This window comes from Pelomonas candidula, assembly GCF_043555985.1.
Taxonomy (GTDB): Bacteria; Pseudomonadota; Gammaproteobacteria; order Burkholderiales; family Burkholderiaceae_C; genus Pelomonas; species Pelomonas candidula.
In genome coordinates, this window is sequence record NZ_JBIGIC010000014.1 from 137,627 (window position 1) to 160,180 (window position 22,554).

Sequence of the window (22,554 nt, forward strand, 5' to 3'; positions counted from 1 at the left end):
CATCGGTGCGGGACAAAGCGCGCGATGCTAGCTGGCGCCGAAGCGGCATGTGCATATGCGCAACATGTCTGAGCCGGCAGGTGCGCGGAGCCGTAGGCTGTCGGGCTTTGTCGTTCCCGCACGCCGCCATCGCATGCCCAAGCTCCGTCCCCTTGCCCTCGCCGCCGCCCAGGCGCTGATCGCCACCACCGCCTTCGCTCAGGCCACGCCGTCCTCGCTGGAAGCCGTCATCGTGACCGGCACCCGCGCCAAGGACCGCACGCTGGCCGACACCGCCGTGCCGGTGGACGTGCTGAGCCGCGACGACGTGCTGCGCGCCGCCGGGCCGGACGGCAACCTTGCCGCCGCGCTGCAGGCGCTGCTGCCGTCGTTCAACTTCCCGCGCCAGTCCAACTCCGGCGGCGGCGACCACGTGCGCGCCGCCCAGCTGCGCGGCCTGTCGCCCGACCAGGTGCTGGTGCTCGTCAACGGCAAGCGCCGCCACACCTCGGCCGTCGTCAACCTCGAATCGAAGACCGGCAAGGGCACCAACCCGGTGGACTTCAACACCATCCCGCTGTCGGCCGTGGCGCGCATCGAGGTGCTGCGCGACGGCGCGGGCGCGCAGTACGGCTCCGACGCCATCGCCGGCGTCGTCAACATCATCCTGGACGAACGCGCCAGCGGCGGCGAGCTGGTGACCGAGGCCGGGGCCTTCCACACCAAGTTCGAGCCCACGGGCCAGACGCTGACCGATGGCCAGACGCAGAGCGCCAGCATCACGCAGGGCTGGGCACTGGCCGGCCACGGCTTCGTGCGCGCCGGCCTGGAAGGCCTGCACCGCAACCCCACCAACCGCGCCGGCCTGGACGAACTGCCGCCGTGGGAAGACCAGAGCACCGACAACCTCGCCACCGTCGGCAAGCGCAACTACGCGCCCGGCGAGCCGGCCACGCACCAGTGGCAGACCTGGTTCAACGCCGCCGCGGACGTGGCGCCCGGCACGCGCACCTACGCCTTCGGCACCTGGCAGCAGCGCCGCACGCTGGGCGCGGCCTACTACCGCTACCCGGACAGCACGGCCAACGTGAAGTCGGTCTACCCTGACGGCTACCGCCCGCAGACCACCGGCGACAACCGCGACCTGCAGTTGGTGGCCGGCCTGAAGACAAGCTGGGCCGACTGGGACGTGGACGTGGCGCTGAACCACGGCCGCAACGACTTCGACTACGGCGTGCGCCACACGATCAATGCGTCGCTGGGCGCCGCCAGCCCGCGCGAGTTCCACCTGGGCGACTTCGGCAGCCGCCTCACCGGCCTGACGCTGGACCTCAGCCGCGAACTGGCCGCCCCCGGCCTGGCCCGGCCGCTGACGCTGGCCGCCGGGCTGGACGTGCGGCGCGACGGCTTCGTGACCGGTGCGGGCGATGCCGCGTCCTACGCGGTCGGCACGTTCGACGCCCCGGGCGGCGCGCAGGCCGGCCCGGGCCTGCAGGCCGGTGATGCGACACGGCTGGGCCGCAACGTCGTGGGCGCCTACGTGGACCTGAGCGCCGACCTGACGCGCGACTGGCAGGCCAACCTGGCACTGCGCCACGACCACTACAGCGACTTCGGCAGCGCGACGACGGCCAAGCTCTCCACCCGCCTCGCGCTGGACCGCACGCTGGCGCTGCGCGGCGCGCTGTCCACCAACTTCCGCGCGCCGTCGCTGGCCCAGCAGGGCTTCGCGTTCACGGTGACCGACCGCGGCGACGGCGGCACGCTGAGCCAGGTGCGCACGCTGCCGGTCGACAACCCCATCGCCCGCTACCTGGGCGCGCAGGACCTCAAGGCCGAGACCTCGCGCAACGCGAGCGTGGGCCTGAGCTGGCAGCCGAGCAAGGCCTGGTCGACGACGCTGGACGCCTACGCCATCCGCGTGAAGAACCGCATCACGCTGTCGGAGCGCATCAGCCGCGACGGGCTGGCCGACGAGCTGCTGGCCAAGTTCGGCGCCGGCGGCATCGACGGCGTGAACTTCTTCACCAATGCGCTGGACACCCACACCCGCGGTGCCGACCTCGTCACGCAATGGCGCGGCGCCGCGCTGGGCGGCGAGCTGAGCCTGGGCTGGACGGCCTCGTTCAACCGCACGACGGTACGCGGCGGCGACAACGTCGGCCTGGAGGAGATCAACACGCTGACCGACGCCTCGCCGCGCCAGCGCCACATCCTCACGGCGCAGTGGCAGGGCGGCATCTGGGGCCTGCTGGCGCGGGCCACGCGCCACGGCAGCACGACGCGCGTGTTCGACTTCGGCGACGGCTACGTGCCCACGCAGACCTACGCCGCCGTCTGGCAGCTGGACCTGGAGGCCCAGGCCCAGGTCACGAAGGCGCTGAACCTGAGCGTCGGCGCCGTCAACGCGACGGACAAGTACCCGACGCGGTCCATCCCGGACATCGCCTACTTCGGCAACTTCCCCTACGACGTGCTGTCGCCCATAGGCTTCAACGGCGCGTACTACTACGCCCGGGCCCGCCTGAGTTTCTGACCCGCACAAGGGCGAGCGTCGCACAGGGACACGCGCGCGCCGCCCGGCAGGCGGGCGGCCGAACTGGCAGCATCCCGCACCTTTCGTTTTTCTCCCGTCCATGACCACGCTGATCGACAAGCTCCAGTGGCGCTACGCCACCAAGAAGATGAACCCCGCCCTGCCCGTGCCGCAGGACAAGCTGGACCGCATCCTGGAGGCCGTGCGCCTGACAGCCAGCTCCAGTGGCCTGCAGCCCTACGAGGTGCTGGTCGTCACCGACAAGGCGCTGCGCGAACGCATCCGCGAGCACGCCTGGAACCAGGCCCAGGTCACCGAAGGCTCGCACCTGCTGGTGTTCGCCGCCTGGGACAACTACACGGCCGAGCGCATCAACCAGATGTTCGACCTCGTCAACGAACAGCGCGGCTTCAAGAACGAAGGCTGGGAGGCCTACCGCCAGAAGCTGCTGTCCAGCTATCCGCAGCGCAGCGCCGAGGAGAACTACCAGCACGCTGCCCGCCAGGCCTACATCGGCCTGGGCACGGCGCTGATCGCCGCCGCCGAGGAGCAGGTGGACGCGACGCCGATGGAAGGCTTCGACCCCGCGAAGGTCGACGAGATCCTGGGTCTGACGGCCCGCGGCCTGCGCTCCGTGTTGCTGGTGCCGCTGGGCTACCGCCAGCCCGAAGGCGACTGGCTCGTGAACCTGAAGAAGGTGCGCCGCGCCAAGGACCAGTTCGTCACGACGATCTGAACGCCTGCGTCGCCAGGAACAACGGCCCCGAGGGGCCGTTTTTTGCGCCTGCTGCGCCAGCCGGCCACCCTGGGCCGCGAGCTACTTCTGACTCGTCGGAACATAGGAAAACACGGGGACGAAGTCTGCCGGTGCGATGCTGGCGTCGAGCTTGTAGCTGGCGTAATTGCTCCGGTCGATCAGCCCCAGCTTGATCAGCACGGTGTGGGGCGGCTTGCCGGCGCGTCCTTCCAGGTAGTCGACCACGGTGTTCAGCACCACCCGGGACTGGCTCACGGCCTTGGTATCGGCAGCGGCAGACACTTGACCGTTCTTGATCAGGTCGGCGATCTCGCGGGTCAGGTCGTAGGCAATGACGTTGATCTTCTTCTGCAGCCCGGCGGCGCGGATCTCGGCACTCGCAGCCGGCGCACAGCCGGTGCAGCCGATGATGTAGTCGAGCGACTGCCCCTGCTCGCGCAGCAGTTGCCGGGCGAGGTGCCCCTGCAGTCGCTGGTCACTGTCCCCGTACTTGATGTCGACGACATGGACGGGCAGTGGCGCCTTGGCGAACACCTCGCGGCTGCCTTCCACTTCGCCGGTCACCCAACCCGCGCCTCGCGGGCCGGGCAGCAACCCCACATTGACTGACTTCAGGCCGCGCCGCAGCGCGTCATGGATCATCCAGCGCGCCGCTTCCTCGCCCATGCCCTTCAGCGAGGTCGTGACCTTGCTGACCAGGTCGTCGCTCGTGCTGTCGTTGGCCAGCTCGAACACCGGGATGCCCTGGGCACGGGCGGCGGCTATCGAGGGATTGTTCGCGACCAGGTCGATGGGAGACAGGACGATGGCGTCGTACCTGTCGGCCGTCACCTCGGCCATCTTGCGCAACTGGCCGCCGATGTCGTCGTAGCCATCGGCAACAAAGATCCGGACAGCGACACCCAGGCGCTTCGCCTCAGTGATCACACCGTAGTTGCAACCGACCCAGTAAGGGTCTTTGATGTGGGGAAACAGAAAGGCAATCCGCCAGGGCTTGCTGGCCGGCGCCTTCATGCTGAAGTACCCACGGACCACGCGGCCGGTCGCCCAGGCGTCATCGGCGGTACCCCCCGGCTTCAGGGGCGGGAAGATCGAATACGTGGCGACGGGATCGGCATCCCAGGCTGCAGGGTTGCCCCCCGCACTCGCAGGAGACACCAGCATGCCGCCCAATGCGGCCATCATCGCCATGGTCCTGAAAAGGCTAGGCACGCCTACCTCCTCTACCTAGGCCCGGGATCAACATCGTCTGCATGGTAGCGGGGTCGAGGCTCACAGAAGTTGTCCGACGCATTGCGCCGCCGGGCGTGGACCAGAGCCCTGAAGGCCTGCCTGGGGTTGTCGTCGATTGTGCAAAGGCAAGCGCCACCTCGTTCGGCACGGACAGCACAGTGGCGTGCCGCCGTTGAAGGTGTGTGCGCTCAGAGGACGCTAGCACCTGTGCTTGCGAGTTGCGCCGAGGCCGCCCCTGACGGGCCTCGCCGCCCGGCTCGCGCCCGCAGGCTCAGATCTCGACCTTGCTGCCGAGTTCCACGATCCGGTTCGTCGGCAGGTGCAGGAAGTCCGCCGCCGCGGCGGCGTTGCGGTGCATGCTGGCGAACAGCTTCTCGCGCCACAGCGCCATGCCGGAGCCGATGGTCGGGATGACGATGTCGCGGCTCAGGAAGTAGCTGGTCTCCATCTCCTCCAGCTGCACGCCGTGCTTCTTCAGCAGCTCCAGCGCCTCGGGCACGTCGGGTTCGTTCTTGAAGCCGAAGTGCAGCGCCACCAGCCAGCAGCTGTGGCCCAGCGCCTCGACCTCGCAGCGCTTGTCGAAGCCGATCCACGGCACCTCGTGGTGCTTCACCGTCACGAAGATGTTCTGCTCGTGCAGCACCTTGTTGTGCTTGAGGTTGTGCAGCAGCGCGTTGGGCGTGGTGCCCTTCTCGGCCGACAGGAACACGGCCGTGCCTGGCACGCGCGTGGGCGGGTTGATGAACACCGCCTCCAGGAAGGCGCCCAGCTCGATGGCGTCCTCGCGCAGCTTGGCCGACAGCTGACGGCGGCCCTGCTTCCAGGTCAGCATCAGCGTGAACATGCCGATGCCGATCAGCAGCGGGAACCAGCCGCCGGCCATGATCTTCAGCAGGTTGGACGCGAGGAAGGTCACGTCGATCAGGAAGAAGACCCCCGTCGCGCCGATACACAGCGCCAGCGGGTAGCGCCAGCCGTAGCGGATGACGAAGAAGGTCATCACCGTCGTGATCGTCATGTCGATGGTGACGGCCACGCCGTAGGCGCCGGCCAGCTTGGTCGACGAACCGAAGAACACGACCGCGACGAGGACCAGCACGAACAGGCCCCAGTTGACGAAGGGCACGTAGATCTGGCCGGTGTCGCGCACGCTGGTGTGCAGGATGCGCAGCCGCGGCAGGATGCCCAGCTGGATGGCTTGCTTGGTGACCGAGAACGCGGCCGTGATGAGGGCCTGCGACGCGACGATGGCGGCCGCGGTGGCGAGCAGGAACAGCGGGATCTCGGCCCACGATGGCGCCAGCAGGAAGAACGGGTTCTCCACGCCGCGCGGGTTGTCCAGCAGCATGGCGCCCTGGCCGAAGTAGTTCAGCACCAGCGCAGGCATGACGACGCCGTACCAGGCGATGCGGATGGGCTGCTTGCCGAAATGGCCCAGGTCGGCATAGAGCGCCTCTCCGCCGGTGACGACCAGCACGACCGCGCCCAGGGCGACGAAGGCGACCCAGCGGTACTCCAGGCAGAACCGCACCGCGTACAGCGGGTTTACGGCGGCCAGCACGTGCGGGTTCTCAAGGATGTGCGGCAGGCCCAGCAGCGCCAGGCTGGCGAACCAGGCCAGCATGACCGGCCCGAAAGCCTTGCCGATGCCACCCGTGCCGAAGCGCTGCACGGAGAACAGGCCCACCATGACGATGAGCGTCAGCGGCAGGATGGCGTCGTGCAGCTGCGGCTCGTAGACGTCGATGCCCTCGACGGCGCCCAGCACCGTCATGGCCGGCGTGATGACGGCGTCGCCGAAGAAGATGGCCGTGCCGAACAGCCCCACCAGCAGCAGCCCGCGGCGCAGCCGCGGCTTGTCGTTCACCGCGTTGGTGGCCAGCGCCAGCATGGCGATGAGGCCGCCCTCGCCGTTGTTGTCGGCGCGCAGGATCAGCAGCACGTACTTGAGCGAGACGACGATCGTCAGCGTCCAGAACAGCAGCGACAGCACGCCGAGGATGTTGTCCGGCGTCGTGGCGACATGGCCGCCATGGAAGACTTCTTTGAGCGCGTACAGCGGGCTGGTGCCGATGTCTCCGTAGACGACGCCCAGGGCACCAAGGGTGAGGCCCGCCAGCGCCGAAGGGCTGCGAACCGCGTGGGAAGAACTCACTTCACGAGGACCACCGGCTTGGGGTGGCGTTTGTTCGAAAGTGGGGATTCTGCGCTCGGTTTTGGGATTTGGTGCAGTGCAGCAAACCCGCAACTCCGTCTTGACTCCTTATGCGGCACCACGTACCGCCGGACGGGTCAGGCGGCCTCCTCGGCCTCCGCCTGCGGGTCGGTGGCCTCCAGCTCGTAGCTGGCGGCCAGCATGGCCAGGCGGCCGATGACGCCATACATGTAGAAGCGGTTGGGCGCGCTGGCGCCAGGCTTCTCGCCGGGGCGCGGCAGGTGCGGTGAATCGGCGAACGCCAGCGGCACGTAGCTGGCACCGGGGGCGTTGAGGTTCTCGTCGATGCCACGGCTGGCATGCACACGGTAGTAGCCGCCGACGACGTAGCGGTCCATCGTGTAGACCACCGGCTCGGCGACCGCCTCGTGCACGCGCTCGTGCGTCGCGACGCCCTCCTGCACCAGCACCTCGGAGCCCAGATTCTCGGGCAGGCGCTGCGCCAGGGCCTCGATGTCCTTGGCGTCGCGCACGGTCAGCACGGACTTGCCGTAGCTGCCCACGTCGCTCTTGACGACGACGAAGGGCTTCTCGTTGATGCCGTATTCCTTGTACTTGCGGCGCACCTTGGTCAGCTGGGCGTCGGCGGCGGTCTGCAGTGCCTCCAGTCCCTTCTTGCCGTGCATGTCGACGGCCTGGAAGGACGGCGTGATGAGCCACGGGTCCATGCCCAGCAGCTTGCCGAAGCGTTTGGCCACCTCCTCGTAGGCGCGGAAATGCTGGCTCTTGCGGCGCACACTCCAGCCCGCATGCAGCGGCGGCAGCAGGTATTGCTCGTGCAGGCCCATCAGCTGCGGCGGCGTACCGGCGGAGAGGTCGTTGTTGAGCAGGATGGTGCAGGGGTCGAAGCCCTTGATCGTCAGCCGGCCGCGCTTACGCACCAGCGGCTCGATGACGATGCTGACGCCGTTGGCCGTCTTCAGCTCGGTGGCCTCGGTGATGGCGGCGTCCAGCGTCCCGAAGCGCACGTTCAGGCCGGCCTGCGTGAAGATGCGCGCCAGCGTGGCGAGGTTTTCCAGGTAGAAGCTGCAGCGCGCCCCGGTCTCGGGAATGACGAGCAGGTTGCGCGCCTCGGGGCAGATCTTCTCGATGGCCGCCATAGCCGCCTGCACGGCCTGCGGCAGCATCTGGTCGGTGAGCAGGTTGAAGCCGCCCGGGAAGAGGTTGGTGTCGACCGGCGCCAGCTTGAAGCCGGCGTTGCGCAGGTCCACGGACGCGTAGAAGGTCGGCGTGTGCTCCATCCATTCCAGCCTGAACCAGCGTTCCGTGGCCGGCATGGATTCCAGGATGCGGGCCTCCAACTCGTTGATGGGGCCGTTCAGGGCGGTGATCAGATGGGGAACCATGGCCGAATGATCTCAGAAGCTGTGAATGGACTCTGCGCGGCCGAGCGGACCGACGCAACGTCGCCAATCAAGGCGCAAACCGCAGCCGTGGCTGGGCGCTACGGCAAGGGTTGCAACGCCGAGTGGTGGCGTTGCGGCGGGATGAGCGGGCGTGCGGGGTTCGTTTACAGCTTCTGCAGGGCCGCCCACTTTGGGGCGCTCGAGCGGATCACAAGACGCCGTCGGTGCAGAGCGTGCGACCGCGGCCGGCGTGCTTGGCGCGGTAGAGCTGGTCGTCGGCGCGCTTGATGGCCGCCGCCAGCGTTTCGCCGGGCTGCACCCGCACGGCGCCGGCGCTGAAATCGACCGCAAAACCCAGGCTGGCCTCGCAGCGCTTCGTCAGCGCCATGTGCAGCCGCGCGTCCAGCCGGCCGAAGGCGCCCGGCTCGCAGTGGCGCAGCAGCAGGCAGAACTCCTCGCCACCGTAGCGGCCGACGAGGTCGCTGGCGCGCAGTTCGCCGCGCAGCACCTCGCCGGCGATTTTCAGCACCTCGTCACCGACCGGGTGGCCTCGCTCGTCGTTGATGCACTTGAAGTGGTCCAGGTCCAGCATCAGCAGCACCGTGTCGCCCTCGGACGCGCCGCTGGCGCCCAGCGCCCGGGCGGCGCGCTGCATCCACTCGCGGCGGTTCAGCAGGCCGGTCAGCGGGTCCAGCGACGCCAGCCGCACCAGCGCCTGCTCGGCCTCGTCGCGGTGCGCCAGCAGGAAGCCCATGGTGCCCAGCACCAGGCTGGCGTTGAGCAGCATCAGCGACGCGAAGTTCAGCGGGTGCGGCGCGATGAAGCGCGGGTAGGTCTCCGGCCAGCCCAGGACCAGCGCGGCCCGGCCCAGGATCAGCAATGCGTTCGCCGCCGAGGCCACGCCGCAGAGCCAACGCCAACGCAGCCGGCCTGCGCCGCGCAACAGCAGCCAGCTGGCCCACAGGATCTGCACGCCGATGACAAGGTTGGTCACCGCCGTGGACAAGCCCTGGTGCCAGAACACGAAGGCATGCACGAGCCCCAGCGCCAGCGGTGCCGCCAGCAGCGCGCGCCGCGGCACCGGCAAGCCGAGGAAGCGGCAGGCCGTCAACACCATGGCCGACGCCGACGCGCTGAGCGCCATGACACCCAGCGTGGCCAGCAGCCTCGGCAGCGTCAGCGTCGCGCCGATCAACAGCCCGAAGCCGGCCGCCTGCCCCAGCAGCATGAACTGCCAGGCCTGCAGCCCGCTGCGCGCGCGGATACCGACGCTGACGACCAACGCCAGGCTCATCAGCAACGCATTGACCAGCACCGCGACGAGCAGGGTGATGACGTGCATGCGGGCCAGCATAACGGCCGGTTCACGCAGCCAAAAGAAAAGCCGCCCCGGAGGGCGGCTTCGCGTGATGAAGGACCGGCACGCGGCCGGCCCTAGGGGATCACTTGTGGTACGCGGTCTCGCCGTGCGACGAGATGTCCAGACCTTCGCGCTCTTCCTCTTCCGTCACGCGCAGGCCGATGGTCAGGTCGACCAGCTTGTAGGCGATGACGGAGACGACTGCCGACCACAGGATGGTCACGCCGACGGCCTTGGCCTGCACCAGCACCTGGGCGCCGATGGAGTAGGCATCCGCGCTGGTCAGCGTGCCGGTGAACCAGTCCACCGGGAACGACGGACCACCGAGCTGGGGCGCGTTGAACACGCCGGTCAGCAGGGCACCCAGGATGCCGCCCACGCCGTGCACGCCGAACACGTCCAGCGAGTCGTCCACCTTCAGCAGCTTCTTCAGACCGGTCACACCCCACAGGCAGGCGAAGCCCGCCACGAGGCCGACGATCAGGCCGCCACCGATGCCGACGTTGCCGGCGGCCGGGGTGATGGCGACGAGGCCGGCGACGGCGCCCGAAGCGGCACCCAGCATCGAGGCCTTGCCCTTGATCAGCGCTTCACCGACGCACCAGGCCAGCACGGCGGCAGCCGTGGCGGCGAAGGTGTTCATGAAGGCCAGCGCGGCCGAGCCGTTGGCTTCCAGCGCCGAGCCGGCGTTGAAGCCGAACCAGCCCACCCACAGCAGCGAGGCTCCGACCATGGTCAGCGTCAGGCTGTGCGGCGTGAACTGCTCCTTGCCGTAGCCGATGCGCTTGCCGATCATGATGGCGCCCACCAGGCCCGCCACGGCGGCATTGATGTGCACGACGGTACCGCCGGCGAAGTCCAGCGCGCCCCACTGCCAGAGCAGGCCGGCCTTGGCATTGGTCGCATCGACGACGGCAGCCGAGGTGTAGGCATCCGGGCCGGGCCAGAACCAGACCATGTGCGCGATCGGCAGGTAGGCGAAGGTGAACCACAGGGCCAGGAAGGCCATCACCGCAGCGAACTTGGCGCGCTCGGCGAAGGCGCCAACGATCAGGCAGCCCGTGATGCCGGCGAAGGTCGCCTGGAAGGCCGCGTAGACCAGTTCAGGAATCGCCACGCCCTTGCTGAAGGTGGCCGCGTTCTCGAAAGTGCCTGCGACGTTGTTCCAGATGCCCTTCAGGAAGAGGCGATCCGTGCCTCCGATGAAGGCATTGCCCTCGGTGAACGCCAGGCTGTAGCCATACAGCACCCACAGCACGACGATCAGCGAGAAGCCGACCATGACCTGCATCAGGATGGACAGCATGTTCTTGCTGCGCACCAGGCCACCGTAGAACAGCGCCAGGCCAGGCACGGTCATCATGATGACCAGCAGGGTCGACACCATCATCCATGCCGTGTCGCCCTTGTTGGGCACGACGGCGGGAGCGGAGGCCGCGTCGGCCGGCGCGGAGGCGGCGGCGTCAGCAGCGGAGGCAGCGGGCGCTGCCGGAGCGGCTGCGGTCGCCACGGCGGACGCGGCAACGGGAGCCGAGGCGGCCGGGTCCTGGGCCCAGGCTGCCGGCGCGAGCAGGCCAGCCGCAAGGGCAAGACCGGCGAGGAGTTTCTTCATTTGATAGGTCTCCAACAGGATGGTGATGCGACGCTCAGAGCGCGTCATTGCCGGTTTCGCCGGTGCGGATGCGAACGACCTGATCCAGCGGCGACACGAAAATCTTGCCGTCACCGATCTTGCCGGTGCGGGCGGAGGACTCGATGGCCTCGATGACGCGATCGACCACGTCGTCGTTCACGGCGGCTTCGATCTTGACCTTGGGCAGGAAGTCCACGACGTATTCGGCGCCGCGGTACAGCTCGGTGTGGCCCTTCTGGCGGCCGAAGCCCTTGACTTCGGTGACCGTCAGGCCTTGCACGCCGATGGCGCTCAGGGCCTCACGCACCTCGTCGAGCTTGAAGGGCTTGATGACGGCAGTGATCAGTTTCATGTCGCGCTCCAGTGAGTACTTAGAAGGTCTTCTTCAGGCCGACGACCAGCGTGGTCTTGCCCAGGAACTTGCCTTCCGGGCTGACGTAGAAGGACTTGTTGGCATCCGTGCCGACGAGGGCCGCGCTCAGCGCCAGGCCGGAGAAGTCCTTGGTCAGCGTCAGCGAGTAGTCGGTGTAGGAAGCCACGCCCAGGTGGTGGACCGTCTGGTGGCCGACGTGCGGCGCCAGGCTCAGGCCGTCACCGAGGTCGAAGTTGGCCGTCACGTCGAAATAACCCGAACCCTTGCTGTCGGCATTGCCGAACAGGTTGGTCGTGCTGTGCGAATACTTGGCCGTGACCGGGCCGAAGGTCAGCGCACCGTAGATCTCGAAGGTGTTGGCGTTCGCACCGCCGGGCACGTTGCCGTACTTGTTGCTGGCGTAGAGGTAGTACAGACCACCGACGTCCAGCGTCAGGTCCTTGGCCACTTCGGTCTTGTAGCCACCGTACAGGTCGATCTCTTGCCCGGTCTTGCCCGCATCGACGCTGTTGATCGTGCCGGCGTCCTTGATCCACTTGATCGTGGACGCCCAGGTGCCGACATAGAAGCCATTGGCAGCGGCGTAGTCGATGCCACCTTGCAGGGCGGGCTTCAGGCGAGACTGCGAAATGCCGCGGTAGCGGTACTCGGTGACACCACCGACGTTGAAGGACAGCGGGTCGGCCGGCGCAGGCTCATCGGCGAAGGCGGGCAGTGCGGCCGCGGACAGCGCCAGGACGAGCAGCGTGGGGGACAACTTCATGGCGAGGCTCCAGTTTGAATAGTGAGAGGAAGGACGTTGCCAAGGGACATTTGCAGCTTCCGTGCCAAGCGTCACACCTCGGTCATTTGCACAAATCTGGGCAACGCCCGCCCGACAAGCAGGCGGACGCACCAATCTGGCGACGATTCCGGAGGATTTGCGCACCACATGCGTGCATTTGAGGGAAAAGCACCGCGATGCGCCACCCCGGCCCCGCGGCTAGACTCGCTCCGCCCCGCCCGGCGCCCCATGCCGACGCGCCCATCCACCCGTCAGCGGACACCCTCCATGAGCCTCGCCACGGTTCACAGCCGCGCCCTCGACGGCCTCGCCGCCGCGCCGGTCACCGTGGAGGTGCACCTGGCCAACGGCCTGCCGTCGTTCACGGTCGTGGGCCTGGCGGACACCGAGGTCAAGGAAGCCCGCGAGCGCGTGCGCGCCGCACTGGCCAACAGCGGGTTGGGCTTTCCGGCCAACAAGAGGATCACCGTGAACCTGGCGCCGGCCGACCTGCCCAAGGAAGGTGGCCGCTTCGACCTGCCGATGGCACTGGGCCTGCTGGCCGCCAACGGCCAACTCGACGCGGCCCGGCTGGCGAGCTTCGAATGCGCCGGAGAACTGTCGCTGGCCGGCGAGTTGCGCCCCGTGCGCGGCGCGCTGGCGATGGCCCTGGCGCTGCGCCAGGCCGGCGCCAACGACGCGGTTCAGCGCGAGCTGCTGCTGCCCGAGGCGAGCGCCGCCGAGGCCGCCCTCGTCGACGGGCTGGCGATACGCCAGGCGCGCCACCTGCTGGACGTCGTCGCGGCGCTGCAGCCTGAGGGCGAGGCCTTGCCCCGCGCCGCCGCGCTACCGCGGGAGGTCCAGCGCGGCCTGCCGGACCTTGCCGACATCAAGGGCCAGGCCGGCCCCAAGCGCGCGCTGGAGATCGCCGCCGCCGGTGGTCATTCGCTGCTGATGAGCGGCCCTCCCGGCTCCGGCAAATCCATGCTGGCGCAGCGCCTGGCCGGCCTGCTGCCGCCGCTGGACGACGAGGCCGCGCTGGAGTCCGCCGCGGTGCTGAGCCTGGCCGGCCATTTCGACATCGCGCGCTGGGGGCAACGGCCTTTCCGGGCGCCGCACCATTCGGCGTCCAGCGTGGCACTGGTGGGAGGCGGCTGTCAATTCCAGCTGAAGGCGAGACTAACCAGAAATAGTTGCGACTGGGATGCCACCACTCGTGGGGATGGCTTTGATTTCAATGCGTTCGGTGCTTCTATTCCGAGTCAGTGTCGTCATATCCGCCGAGGTCGTCGGGATCTTCATCATCCCAACCGCCGAAGGGTCTGATTAGGCCGGTCTTGTAGAGCCCCGCTTCATAGGTGCGCGTCTTCAGCCCCTCTAGGGCGTTGCGCATGCCGATCACGGTGCCGACGATGTAGAGCTTGCCCCGATCACCGCGCTTCAATGCCTTCACCTGCACAAGGCTGCCGACGTCTTGCGCACCGCGCAGCCAGATAGTCCATGCCGAATTCGAGGTTGCTTCTCGGCGGTCGAAATCGAAAGTGACCTCCACCCGGTTCGCTGATCGCCGGGCGCGGACAGCCTCAACGTTCGCCGGAGCCGGCTGGATGTCTTCGAAGATGTGGCGTCCCTGCACATAAATAAGGTCGCCCTGCAGCACGGCCACCTTCAAGGGGCCACGATCCAGATCGTCGGAGATGTTCCGAACTGCCGAACGGTCGAGGAGTTGATAGAGCATCGCCTTGGCATACCGATAGAGCGCCATCCTGTGCGAGCCGTCGTAGATGTAGCCGCCGTGTGGCGCCGTCGCGATGATGTCGCCCTCCTCATTGCACACGCCGGCGCGCTCGGCCTGCACTCGCCCCGGCAAGCCGGCGAGATCGACACCATTCGCGCGGGCTAGTTCAGCCAGGCGCAGGTGATTGAAGTAGTTCCACTGGTCGGACTGCAACTGCGTGCCCATCTGGATCGCTTGTGCGTCGTCTCGCCCAGCCTGTTCCTCCCAACGCCGCTTAAAGTCGCGCAGTCGAGCAGCGGTCAGCGAAATCTGCAGATCGTGGGTTGAGTGCGCTTCACCGTGGTGCTCCGCGCACAACACGGCCAGGTTCCGGGCCGTGTGGTCATGGGTCTTGGCCCAGGGCTCGATGTGGTGCACGATAACCGGCCGACCTGGGGCGCGGCAGACGCAGCAGGCCCACCGGTTCGCATACAGCACCTGATTCAGGGTGTCCGATGGGATGGCGGGCCTGGCCCCGGCGCGCAGGTTTTGCATGACCGTCTCAGGAATGCCCAGAGAGATCAACTCCGCATCAGTCGCGGTCTGGAGCTTGGCTGCAGTCCAACCGCGGGCGCGCAAGTGAGCCGCCTGATCGCTTGGCATTCCGCGCGCAATCAGCGCAATCTCGGTCCTGTTTCCATTCATCCCGAGAACTGTAGAAGATCCGGACTCCGAGACCTGCCGACAGAGGTCGCGACGCGGCTTGGTAGCCGTAGGTGAGACTACGATGCCATCGCGCGTGGAGTTAGGTCGCAGCGCCATCCACCGCCGGCAGAAAACACAAGCAGCGGAGGAAATTTCATGGTCGATTTCAACAGGCTCAAGTCGCAGGCTCACAAGCCAGCTCCAGTCGACCCCCTCGAGATTTTTCGGCGCCTGCCTAAACCGCAGGGAATCAACGACCTCTACACCAGCCAGGCCGAGGTGCTTGACGCCTGGCACAAGCGGCGGGAGGTGCGGGACACCGTCGTCAAGCTGCACACAGGAGGCGGCAAGACGCTGGTCGGTCTATTGATGGCGCAGTCGACGATGAACGAGCTGAAGGAGCCGGTGCTGTACCTGGCTCCCACCGTGCAACTGGTAAAGCAGACTCTCGAGAAGGCGCGCTCGCTTGGCATGGCCGCCGTGCCCTACGTCCGCGGCAAGCCTTTGGCCGACGACTTCGTCAACGCCAAGGCAGTGATGGTTGCGTCGTACAAGGCACTGTTCAACGGCTTCAGCAAGTTTGGCGTGCGCGGCGGCGGCGCTCCGGTGCGCGCCGGGGCGGTGATCCTGGACGATGCGCACGTGGCGTTCTCAGAAGTCCGGGAAGCCTTCACCCTGGAGGTGAAGGCGAAGGAAGACCGCGAGCGGTACGACGAGTTGTGCCAGCTGTTCCGGCTGGCCTTCAAGAATATGGATCGGCTCGGCACGTTCGACGACACCGTCTCCGGCCAGAGCAACGTCGTGGTGGAAGTGCCGTACTGGGCCTGGCACGAACAGATCGATGCGGCTCGCCCCCTCCTGCGCGGCAAAGGAGATGACGCCCCCTACGCGTGGCCCTTGCTCCGCGACAACCTGCACCTGTGCCACGCCATCATCAGCAGCGACGCCTTCACCGTCACGTCGGTGCTGCCGCTCATCAGCGCCATCCCCACCTTCGCCGATGCGCCTCGCCGCATCTACATGTCGGCGACCATCGCCGACGACAGCGAGATCGTGCGCACCTTCGACGCCGACCCCAAGCTCGTCAACGAAGCCTTGACGTCTCGGTCTCTGGCAGGCATCAGCGAGCGCATGATCCTCATCCCCAGCTTGATGAAGTTCGACTTCAACGCCACCAAGCTGACCAAGCAGTTGCTCACCAAGGTGTCCGAGCAGAAGCTCGGTGCCGTGGTTCTCGTTCCGTCGAATTTCGCGGCCAAGGCCTGGCAAGACGTTGCCGAGTTCGCAGAAGGATCGGAGCAGGTCGAGGAGAAGGTCGAGGCGTTGCAGGCGAGGACGACCAATGGTCCCCTCGTATTTGCCAACCGCTACGATGGCATCGACTTGCCTGGCGACTCCTGCCGGCTCCTCGTGATGGAAGGGCTGCCGGCGGGCACTTCCGACTATGAACAGCTGCGTGCTGCAACGCTCTATGGTGGCGCGACCATCAGCCGCATGCTGGCGCAGCGTATCGAGCAGGGCATCGGCCGCGGGGCTCGTGGCGCCGGCGACCACTGCGTCGTCCTGCTTGCAGGCTCCGATCTGGCTGGGTGGATCGCCAAGGACGCCAACTTCAAACTACTCACGAGCGCCACTCGCGCGCAGCTCGACATGGGCTCGACGGTCAGCAAGGAGGTCAAAGACGCGGCCGACTTGGCCAGCACGATCGCAATGAGCATCGGCCGCAACCCTGATTGGGTGGAGTACCACGCCGAGACCCTCGCGGAGAACGTCCGGCAGGAGCCGGCCGATCCCAGGCGCTTCGACGTCGCCTCGGCTGAGCGCAAGGCGTTCAACAGTTGGGCTGACGGCTACTTCGACAAATCCATCGGCAGGCTCGACCAAGCTGCCAACGCGAAGGAAGGCATCGACGACCAGACCCGTGGCTGGCTTCTCCAGCTCGCCGGCCGCGTGGCGCACCACTGGGGCCAGAAAGACCGCAGCGATGAGTTGCAGCGCGCGGCCTTCAGTGCCAACCGGAACATGCTGCGCCCACAGGTGATGCCACCCTATCGCCCCCTGCCTGTACCAGGCGCACAGGGCGCGGGCATCGCACTGCAGCTGCGCGGTTACCGAATCCGCCGGGGCTTCCTGCAACACTTCGAGGAAGTCGTCTCCCGCCTCAATCCCAACGCAAGCGCGAACCAGTTCGAACAGGCGCTGGCGGACCTCGGTCGGATGATCGGCCTTACGACCGAACGCCACGACGACGGCGGTGAGGGCCCCGACGTGCTCTGGCTCTTGCCGACGAAGTTCGCGTGGATCATCGAGGCGAAGAGCCGCAAGCTCGACAAGAACCCGCTGACCAAGGAAGAGCACGGCCAGTTGCTCGTAGCGGAGCAGTGGTTCCAGGGCAACTACGAAGGGTATGTCACCCAGCGCATCGTCGTTCATCCGACGAACAAGGCCACGGCCGCGGCGTCGGCGCACGATAGCTACGCTCTGGCGTTAGACCGCCTGGTGGCCCTCGTCGCCGATGCCCGCGCCCTGCTCACCGCCCTGTGCGAGTCACAGCTGACCGACATCGAGCTGGAAGCGCATTGCCAGCAGCTCATCGAACGATCACCCATCCGCGCGGACAGGCTGACCTCCTACCTCACGCATTTCGTGGACGCCTGAAACGCGCCGTTCGCGGTTGTGTTGGTGCGCGTCAGCGACTGGTACCAACCAGCCCGAAGGCTCGACGGACGGCGGGGTCGAACACACCCCGCCCCAGCCGACAGTCCTCTTCCATCAGCCGCTCGAAGTCCGGGCTCCCGAATTCTCGGCCGACCGCGGGCATTCGATCCCACATGAAATCTTCGAGCGTGGTTTCCAGCCGCCGAAGGCGCACTGCTTCTTGGCGGTGGTGAACCCTGTTGCGCTGCCTTCTGGCCGAAGTCATCTGTAGTCCTTTGCGTCGGCCCCAACGGCAGCCACCCTCAGGCCTCCTCGGCTGCCAATGCCAGTACGCGCTGCAAATCGCCTTGCTCTAGAGACTGCCTGGGCGTCAGTCCGGCCAGACCGCCCAAGGGGGTTTCCAAGAAGCTCAAGAGTCTCCATGGACCCGTCCAGTTCAGCGCGCTCGAAAGTAAAGGCAGTGCATCCCAAATGGCCGGAGCGAACTGCCACGCCGGCAGACTATGCGCGTTGCGGGACATCGGCAGCGCGATCGCACGGCCGACCTTGATCCAGGCCTTGATCGTCGCAGCCGTCACGCCGGCCGCCTTGGCGGCCTGGGTGATTGACAACATGTCACCGGCCTGGAGCCGCTCGCTGCGCGCCGGGGCGCTGCGAGCCAACAGTTGGCGCGTCTCAGTGGCTGAGACGTAGGTCCGCCGCTTCTTTGGCACTGGACCAAGCGAAGCTGCGCGCACCATTCTTGTCGACGTCGGCATGGGCCTGATCGTACCGATCCTGGCATGCCTGCGTTTGGCGATTGGATGGCTCAGCACACACAGGGCTGAACGCCCGGCCGGCACAGCATCCAGCAACCGGTTCAGGGCGTGAAGTTCACGGACGCATGAACTGGTACCACTCGGACTGGGGGTGGCTCACCTCCTGAGCTTGCCAGCCATCACCCTTGTTTGGACCGAGCCGCCCAGCAACATCGAAGTGTGCTCACTTGATGACGCCATGAAGATCTACATTGCGATATGGCCCTTTACGCGACAGGGCCGCACGCCAAAGAATCGAGACGAAAAAGCGCAAGATCCTGTCCCGATCAACGTGCGCCGCGTCGATCGCGACGATCCGGCCAACCGAGTCCCGATGAAAGCGGGCCGGCTCATCAAAGCTTGTGAGCAGTACTTGCGCGCCGTACTCGTCAAGGATGCTGAGACGGTTGTCACAACTGCTACACAGGATCTCTGGATCGTAGAAACCCAGCCAGCTCTTCTTCCGGTACCTGCCAAGCTCGAGGTGCTGCAAAGCGCCATCTGCTTTTGCCATTCGGGCGTAGAAGGCGTGCGGAAGCACATGAGCGTTGACCAGCGCGCGCGTGCTTCCGCAACCCTTGCAGGCTCTTGTCATGTTGACCGCCCATGCCATCGGGCAGTCTGCGCATCGCGCAACGCAGCCCGCGCGACGACGCGATGGCGATTACGCATCTTGATCGGAGTGCATTGTTGGGCTGCGGATGTGGCGGGCGGCATTCGGCAGTGGTGTGAGATTACCGGGGTGAGCTTGGATTCTGCACATCTGGCGGTGCCAATCGGAGGACGAACTGAGGCAGCGTGAGCCGACGTCCTCCGGCGAATTCTGGAACACCACGCCCGGCTTGCCATCCGGATTGCGAACGGGACGTCCGCCAGCCAGTGGAACTTGTCCGAGATGCGGCGCGTACTGTCCGAGCAGGCTGCCGATGCAAAGGTCACCGTGGTGCACGCACGGCGCACCGCTAAGAACGGGAGTTTTGTCGGCGATGACTCGGACTTTATCTTCTGCCGTGCGAGTACGCCCCTCCTTCATCTCCTTGGCCAAGTCAGCGAGGATCTCGCCGAAGAAAAGCGGGCAGACGACGGGGACGAAGAAGTGGTCGAACCAGACGGATTCGTCTAACGACAAGGACTGAAGGAGCGATTTGTCGAAGAGTGCGATTGGGCCCATTTAGCCCACCGTGTTGAAGGCATCGGGCTGCGCGGCCTAGCGCGCCCTGGGCCGGCAGATTCAGTCGTCGTCTACCGGAGCGTCGGCAGGGACGTACGGGGGCCAGAGGAAGTTATAGCGTCGACCTGGAAGCTCGTAGTAGGCGATGCCGCCCAGGCGAACGAGATCTTGGTGCAGATCGGCCAGTGCGATGAACGGCGCATCGCTGCCCCACCTGCCGTTGTCCTTGGCTATGCCGCGCAGGGCCTCATGCAGCCGCTTGAAATATGGTTCGAACCAGTGCCCGTCCAACGCCTGGGCCGTGCGCGGCCGGTCGGCTGGTGCAATCTTGAAGCCGTCGAGATTGCCGAGGTGGTAGGCCGAAAACTTCATCAAGTGGGCGTACTCTGTATTGGCCACCTGGATCATCGGGAACGGCGGCCCGCCAGCAAGGTGTACGCGGATGGCGTCGTTCACCTTGGGGCGGGCCTCAGCCAGCGCCGACAAGAACGTGTCCTCGTAGCCCTCAGTCTGGTCGGCACCCCAGCGTGCGCAGGTCCGCGTCACGATGTACTCGTCCCAGACCATGGTGGCAACATGCCAGGCAAGCCAGGAAGACATGCTTTTGTGCTTGCCGAGTAGGCGACCAGGGAAGGCGCGTTCGAATTTTGCGGTTGCGTCGACGTGGCAGCACTCGTGCCCCATGGTGTGTAACGCGAGGTCCGACAGGCCGGTGTCCCCATTGATGAGGCCGATGAGGTAGTCAGCGTTCAGCACGATGTGCGACTTCACCGCACCATCGCGGATGACCGGCACGGTCATCGCGATACCGACAGCGTGGCCATCGGAGGGGGTGTATGGCGGCAGATCACCGTGCCCGCGGTCCAGGGTTCGCGCGGCTTCTGCGTATGCAGCGCCTGGGGCCACGGTCACCCCGTCCAACGTGCCAAGCTCAAGCATGCGCCCGAAAGCGTGGATGTAATGGCCAATGAGGGTGCCAAACATCTCTGCCAACTCGCCGTCTTCGAAGCGTCGGACCTGTACCCTGCATGTCGACGGAACGGTTGAAGGAGGAAGTTCAATCTCATCCTCTTCGATAGCCGTGTCATCACTCATGTCGTCGGCCCCCTTCCTGGGCACCGATTGTCTGCGATCCGGACAGGCGATTCACTGCGCCGGCAGTCCGAGGCGGTAAAGCATGAGTGTGATGGTCCTGCTTCAGTGGCTCGCCGCCACGCGAAATACGTCGAACGTGCCCCGTACCTACCGCCTTAGTCCAGGTGCCAGGTCGTGCGGGTTGAGCTGGACTCCGCAACCCTGCCGACAGGCTCGGCGTGCCGGCAACTGTGAGTCTCGCTCACCGTAGCATCACGGTCATGCGGCTTCGCCCGCCGGATGATCCTGATTCACGGCCATCTGGTCCTTCTCCGCATGCACCCGCACGCTTTGTCCCTTGGCCGCGTGCGCCTGCAGCTTGAAACCGCCATCGACTCCAGTCACGATGCCCTCCGCATCGAACCCGACGATCGACACGCGGGCTCCCGCAACAGCCTTGCCGACGCGATTCACGACGATGCCGCGCACTGTTGCGCTCGTATCCTTGGCTAGCACGATCTCGGTCGCCAGCACGCGCTGCTCGCCAAAGCTCAAGGTCGCCTCGCCATGTGCGAATGCGTTGACCTGCTCGGCGAACACCTTCACTTCGCGTGACGCGGGCAGGCGCTCATCGGGGATGCCGCCCTGGATGGCAATGGCGCCGGCTCGGCCTCAAGCTTCTCAGCGGGGAACTGCTTCATGAAGCTCATGGCTGAGTCGACGCTGCAGTTCAGCCATGCATCGAAATCCTCAGGGTGCAGGATCACGGGCATACGCTTTTCGTCCTCGGGGCGGTGGAAACGGCGATAGAGCGCGTGGTCGTCGGCGTTGACCGTCAGCATGGTGAAGGTCGGCACGCGCTCACCAGTCTTAGGGTCGATCCACATGCCCCATAGACCTGCCACGCCCATCGGGCCGGCAATGCGGCGCACGGCCCAGCGGATCGGCTCGCCGGTCTCCCAGCATGGTTCGTACAGTTCCTCGGCCGGGATAATGCCCCAGCGCCGCTTACGCCAGGCCTCGCGGAAGCTGGGCTTTTCCGCTGCGGTCTCGGACCTGCAGTTGTAGGTCTTCCGGCCCAGCATCATGTCCTTCGACCTGTGGGGGAGCAGCCCGTACTGGCCGATAAGGGCTTCGCGCCTCTGCTCCTCTTCGGCCTCTTCCTTGGCCTCGGGTCTGACGATGAACGGCGCCCTGTAGCCAGGCCAAGTCTCGACCGGCGCCTCGTCGTCCGGCCGCACGACGCCGAAATGGGCCATAAGGCGGTCTTCCAGGGTGACGGGCTTGTAGTTGGAGCACACGGTGGCGACTACTGATGCTTGCGCGACGCGCGGCACTGCGCCCGCTCGTCGCGATCTTTGGCCTTGGCGTCTGCGATGGTCTGCCACTGCATGTTGCTCATGGCGTCGGCGCCGCCAGCGCACAGCGGCACGACGTGATCGACGACGTAGCCCGGGCAGCTTCCCTTCGTCGCGCCGTTGGCAGGGCAGGGGTGCTGACGCTTGAACTGCGCCACGGCTGACGACGAACGATGAGGCTTGGCATCGACCTCTGGCGCCACGATCAGCAGGTATGCGATCAAGACCAGTGGTGGCATTTGTCGGCGCATCGTCACCTAGCCGGAAGAGCAGCCTAGGCTACTGGCGTGAGTCCCATGGGCAGTTGTTGCAAGCGATGTACTTCTCCCGATTGTTTTGCCTAGGAACGAGCAGGCCTTTGCACTCAGGGCAGGCGCCCCCGCTGACGTAGCCGTCAGTTAGATCTTCCAGGGATGGCGCCGGCGGCTTCTTATCGCTGTCCTCTTGAACCATTTGATGATCGTCTCCTGCTTTGGGATGCCGTAACCGGCGCGCAAGGTTAGCGCGCCCACTGCCGCAGGCCAAGGACTCGGCGCTGATCCAGTACGCCACCGAGATCAAGGTGAGAGCGGAGCGGCGATGCGGGGAGCTGCTATCGACGACGCAGAAGAACATCGGTGATCGCATGGCTGGCAAGGCCATCGATGGGGCGTCGGTTGTCGAACGGTGCGACCGCCGAGAAGTTCCAACCCTCGCCGACATGTGCCTGACCCGAGACGAGTCCAGCCGCCACCAGCAGCTCGCAGCAATGCCTGCGGAGCACTTTGAGACCGCTGCTGCCACCGCCAAGGTCACGGCGGGCCATCTAGCAGGCCAGCAGCGCTAACAACTGATGTGTGCCAGCTGGGCCGAGCTGCCGAAATCACCCAAAAGAGGGAT

General features: G+C 66.4%; 18 protein-coding genes and 1 pseudogene. 4 read left to right on the plus strand and 15 right to left on the minus strand.

The features are described 5' to 3' along the window. Window positions 1-133 precede the first annotated feature (133 nt). Both ACG04R_RS23850 and ACG04R_RS23855 read left to right on the plus strand, forming a co-directional pair. A complete protein-coding gene (locus tag ACG04R_RS23850; RefSeq protein WP_394416126.1) occupies window positions 134-2,515 on the plus strand; it encodes a TonB-dependent receptor plug domain-containing protein in 2,382 nt (793 codons plus the stop codon). A 100-nt stretch (window positions 2,516-2,615) separates the two neighbouring features. Further along, complete coding sequence (locus ACG04R_RS23855) at window positions 2,616-3,251, plus strand: NAD(P)H-dependent oxidoreductase (RefSeq protein ID WP_394416127.1); 636 nt, start codon at window positions 2,616-2,618, stop codon at window positions 3,249-3,251. 81 nt (window positions 3,252-3,332) lie between these two features. Here the strand turns inward: ACG04R_RS23855 and torT are convergent, their stop codons facing one another. The 7 genes from torT to ACG04R_RS23890 all read right to left on the minus strand — a co-directional run bounded on the left by torT (window position 3,333) and on the right by ACG04R_RS23890 (window position 12,195). Further along, entirely contained in the window at window positions 3,333-4,463 is a 1,131-nt protein-coding gene (gene torT / locus ACG04R_RS23860) for a TMAO reductase system periplasmic protein TorT (RefSeq protein WP_394416128.1), read from the minus strand. 313 nt (window positions 4,464-4,776) lie between these two features. Then, window positions 4,777-6,660, minus strand: coding sequence for a potassium transporter Kup (locus ACG04R_RS23865; RefSeq protein WP_394416129.1), 1,884 nt, complete (start codon window positions 6,658-6,660; stop codon window positions 4,777-4,779). Between the two features lie 137 nt (window positions 6,661-6,797). Beyond that, complete coding sequence (gshA, locus tag ACG04R_RS23870) at window positions 6,798-8,066, minus strand: glutamate--cysteine ligase (RefSeq protein ID WP_394416130.1); 1,269 nt, start codon at window positions 8,064-8,066, stop codon at window positions 6,798-6,800. 208 nt (window positions 8,067-8,274) lie between these two features. Then, window positions 8,275-9,408, minus strand: coding sequence for a GGDEF domain-containing protein (locus ACG04R_RS23875; protein WP_394416131.1), 1,134 nt, complete (start codon window positions 9,406-9,408; stop codon window positions 8,275-8,277). A 100-nt stretch (window positions 9,409-9,508) separates the two neighbouring features. Continuing rightward, complete coding sequence (locus ACG04R_RS23880) at window positions 9,509-11,038, minus strand: ammonium transporter (protein ID WP_394416132.1); 1,530 nt, start codon at window positions 11,036-11,038, stop codon at window positions 9,509-9,511. A gap of 34 nt (window positions 11,039-11,072) precedes the next feature. Further along, window positions 11,073-11,411, minus strand: a complete 339-nt coding sequence (gene glnK, locus ACG04R_RS23885; RefSeq protein ID WP_233370978.1) for a P-II family nitrogen regulator — start codon at window positions 11,409-11,411, stop codon at window positions 11,073-11,075. Window positions 11,412-11,430: 19 nt separating this feature from the next. Then, a complete protein-coding gene (locus ACG04R_RS23890; protein WP_394416133.1) occupies window positions 11,431-12,195 on the minus strand; it encodes a TorF family putative porin in 765 nt (254 codons plus the stop codon). A gap of 288 nt (window positions 12,196-12,483) precedes the next feature. Between ACG04R_RS23890 and ACG04R_RS23895 the strand changes: the two are divergent. Next, a pseudogene (locus ACG04R_RS23895) lies at window positions 12,484-13,350 on the plus strand (YifB family Mg chelatase-like AAA ATPase); the annotation flags it as partial. Window positions 13,351-13,447: 97 nt separating this feature from the next. Here ACG04R_RS23895 and ACG04R_RS23900 read toward each other — a convergent pair. Further along, complete coding sequence (locus ACG04R_RS23900; protein ID WP_394416134.1) at window positions 13,448-14,467, minus strand: HNH endonuclease signature motif containing protein; 1,020 nt, start codon at window positions 14,465-14,467, stop codon at window positions 13,448-13,450. A gap of 306 nt (window positions 14,468-14,773) precedes the next feature. Between ACG04R_RS23900 and ACG04R_RS23905 the strand changes: the two genes are divergently transcribed. Next, window positions 14,774-17,275 carry a DEAD/DEAH box helicase gene (locus ACG04R_RS23905; protein WP_394416135.1) on the plus strand — a complete coding sequence of 834 codons (2,502 nt, stop codon included), beginning with the start codon at window positions 14,774-14,776 and terminating at the stop codon, window positions 17,273-17,275. 302 nt (window positions 17,276-17,577) lie between these two features. On the opposite strand, the gene ACG04R_RS23910 is transcribed toward ACG04R_RS23905, so the two are convergent. The 7 genes from ACG04R_RS23910 to ACG04R_RS23940 all read right to left on the minus strand — a co-directional run bounded on the left by ACG04R_RS23910 (window position 17,578) and on the right by ACG04R_RS23940 (window position 21,899). After that, entirely contained in the window at window positions 17,578-17,937 is a 360-nt protein-coding gene (locus ACG04R_RS23910; protein WP_394416136.1) for a hypothetical protein, read from the minus strand. Window positions 17,938-18,256: 319 nt separating this feature from the next. After that, a complete protein-coding gene (locus ACG04R_RS23915; RefSeq protein ID WP_394416137.1) occupies window positions 18,257-18,685 on the minus strand; it encodes a hypothetical protein in 429 nt (142 codons plus the stop codon). A 51-nt stretch (window positions 18,686-18,736) separates the two neighbouring features. Further along, the gene (locus tag ACG04R_RS23920) at window positions 18,737-19,243 is read right to left on the minus strand and encodes a hypothetical protein (RefSeq protein WP_394416138.1); all 507 of its coding nucleotides are present in this window, start codon (window positions 19,241-19,243) and stop codon (window positions 18,737-18,739) included. Window positions 19,244-19,303: 60 nt separating this feature from the next. Then, complete coding sequence (locus tag ACG04R_RS23925) at window positions 19,304-20,338, minus strand: hypothetical protein (RefSeq protein ID WP_394416139.1); 1,035 nt, start codon at window positions 20,336-20,338, stop codon at window positions 19,304-19,306. Window positions 20,339-20,596: 258 nt separating this feature from the next. After that, on the minus strand, window positions 20,597-20,923 hold the full coding sequence (locus ACG04R_RS23930; protein WP_394416140.1) for a hypothetical protein: 327 nt from the start codon (window positions 20,921-20,923) through the stop codon (window positions 20,597-20,599). Continuing rightward, a complete protein-coding gene (locus ACG04R_RS23935) occupies window positions 20,920-21,618 on the minus strand; it encodes an SOS response-associated peptidase (RefSeq protein ID WP_394416141.1) in 699 nt (232 codons plus the stop codon). The genes ACG04R_RS23930 and ACG04R_RS23935 overlap by 4 nt, the downstream gene beginning before the upstream one ends. Before the next feature lie 8 nt (window positions 21,619-21,626). After that, window positions 21,627-21,899, minus strand: a complete 273-nt coding sequence (locus tag ACG04R_RS23940; RefSeq protein WP_394416142.1) for an HNH endonuclease signature motif containing protein — start codon at window positions 21,897-21,899, stop codon at window positions 21,627-21,629. Window positions 21,900-22,554: the final 655 nt, after the last annotated feature.

Excerpts from the sequence above, each read along its gene's own strand:
- ACG04R_RS23855 (WP_394416127.1), top strand. The coding sequence starts at position 2,616 with ATGACCACGCTGATCGACAAGCTCCAGTGGCGCTACGCCACCAAGAAG.
- ACG04R_RS23915 (WP_394416137.1), bottom strand. The coding sequence starts at position 18,685 with ATGGCATGGGCGGTCAACATGACAAGAGCCTGCAAGGGTTGCGGAAGC.
- ACG04R_RS23905 (WP_394416135.1), top strand. The coding sequence starts at position 14,774 with ATGGTCGATTTCAACAGGCTCAAGTCGCAGGCTCACAAGCCAGCTCCA.
- torT (WP_394416128.1), bottom strand. The coding sequence starts at position 4,463 with ATGGCGATGATGGCCGCATTGGGCGGCATGCTGGTGTCTCCTGCGAGT.
- ACG04R_RS23890 (WP_394416133.1), bottom strand. The coding sequence starts at position 12,195 with ATGAAGTTGTCCCCCACGCTGCTCGTCCTGGCGCTGTCCGCGGCCGCA.
- glnK (WP_233370978.1), bottom strand. The coding sequence starts at position 11,411 with ATGAAACTGATCACTGCCGTCATCAAGCCCTTCAAGCTCGACGAGGTG.
- ACG04R_RS23920 (WP_394416138.1), bottom strand. The coding sequence starts at position 19,243 with ATGGGCCCAATCGCACTCTTCGACAAATCGCTCCTTCAGTCCTTGTCG.
- ACG04R_RS23900 (WP_394416134.1), bottom strand. The coding sequence starts at position 14,467 with ATGCAAAACCTGCGCGCCGGGGCCAGGCCCGCCATCCCATCGGACACC.
- ACG04R_RS23880 (WP_394416132.1), bottom strand. The coding sequence starts at position 11,038 with ATGAAGAAACTCCTCGCCGGTCTTGCCCTTGCGGCTGGCCTGCTCGCG.
- ACG04R_RS23875 (WP_394416131.1), bottom strand. The coding sequence starts at position 9,408 with ATGCACGTCATCACCCTGCTCGTCGCGGTGCTGGTCAATGCGTTGCTG.
- ACG04R_RS23850 (WP_394416126.1), top strand. The coding sequence starts at position 134 with ATGCCCAAGCTCCGTCCCCTTGCCCTCGCCGCCGCCCAGGCGCTGATC.
- ACG04R_RS23925 (WP_394416139.1), bottom strand. The coding sequence starts at position 20,338 with ATGAGTGATGACACGGCTATCGAAGAGGATGAGATTGAACTTCCTCCT.
- gshA (WP_394416130.1), bottom strand. The coding sequence starts at position 8,066 with ATGGTTCCCCATCTGATCACCGCCCTGAACGGCCCCATCAACGAGTTG.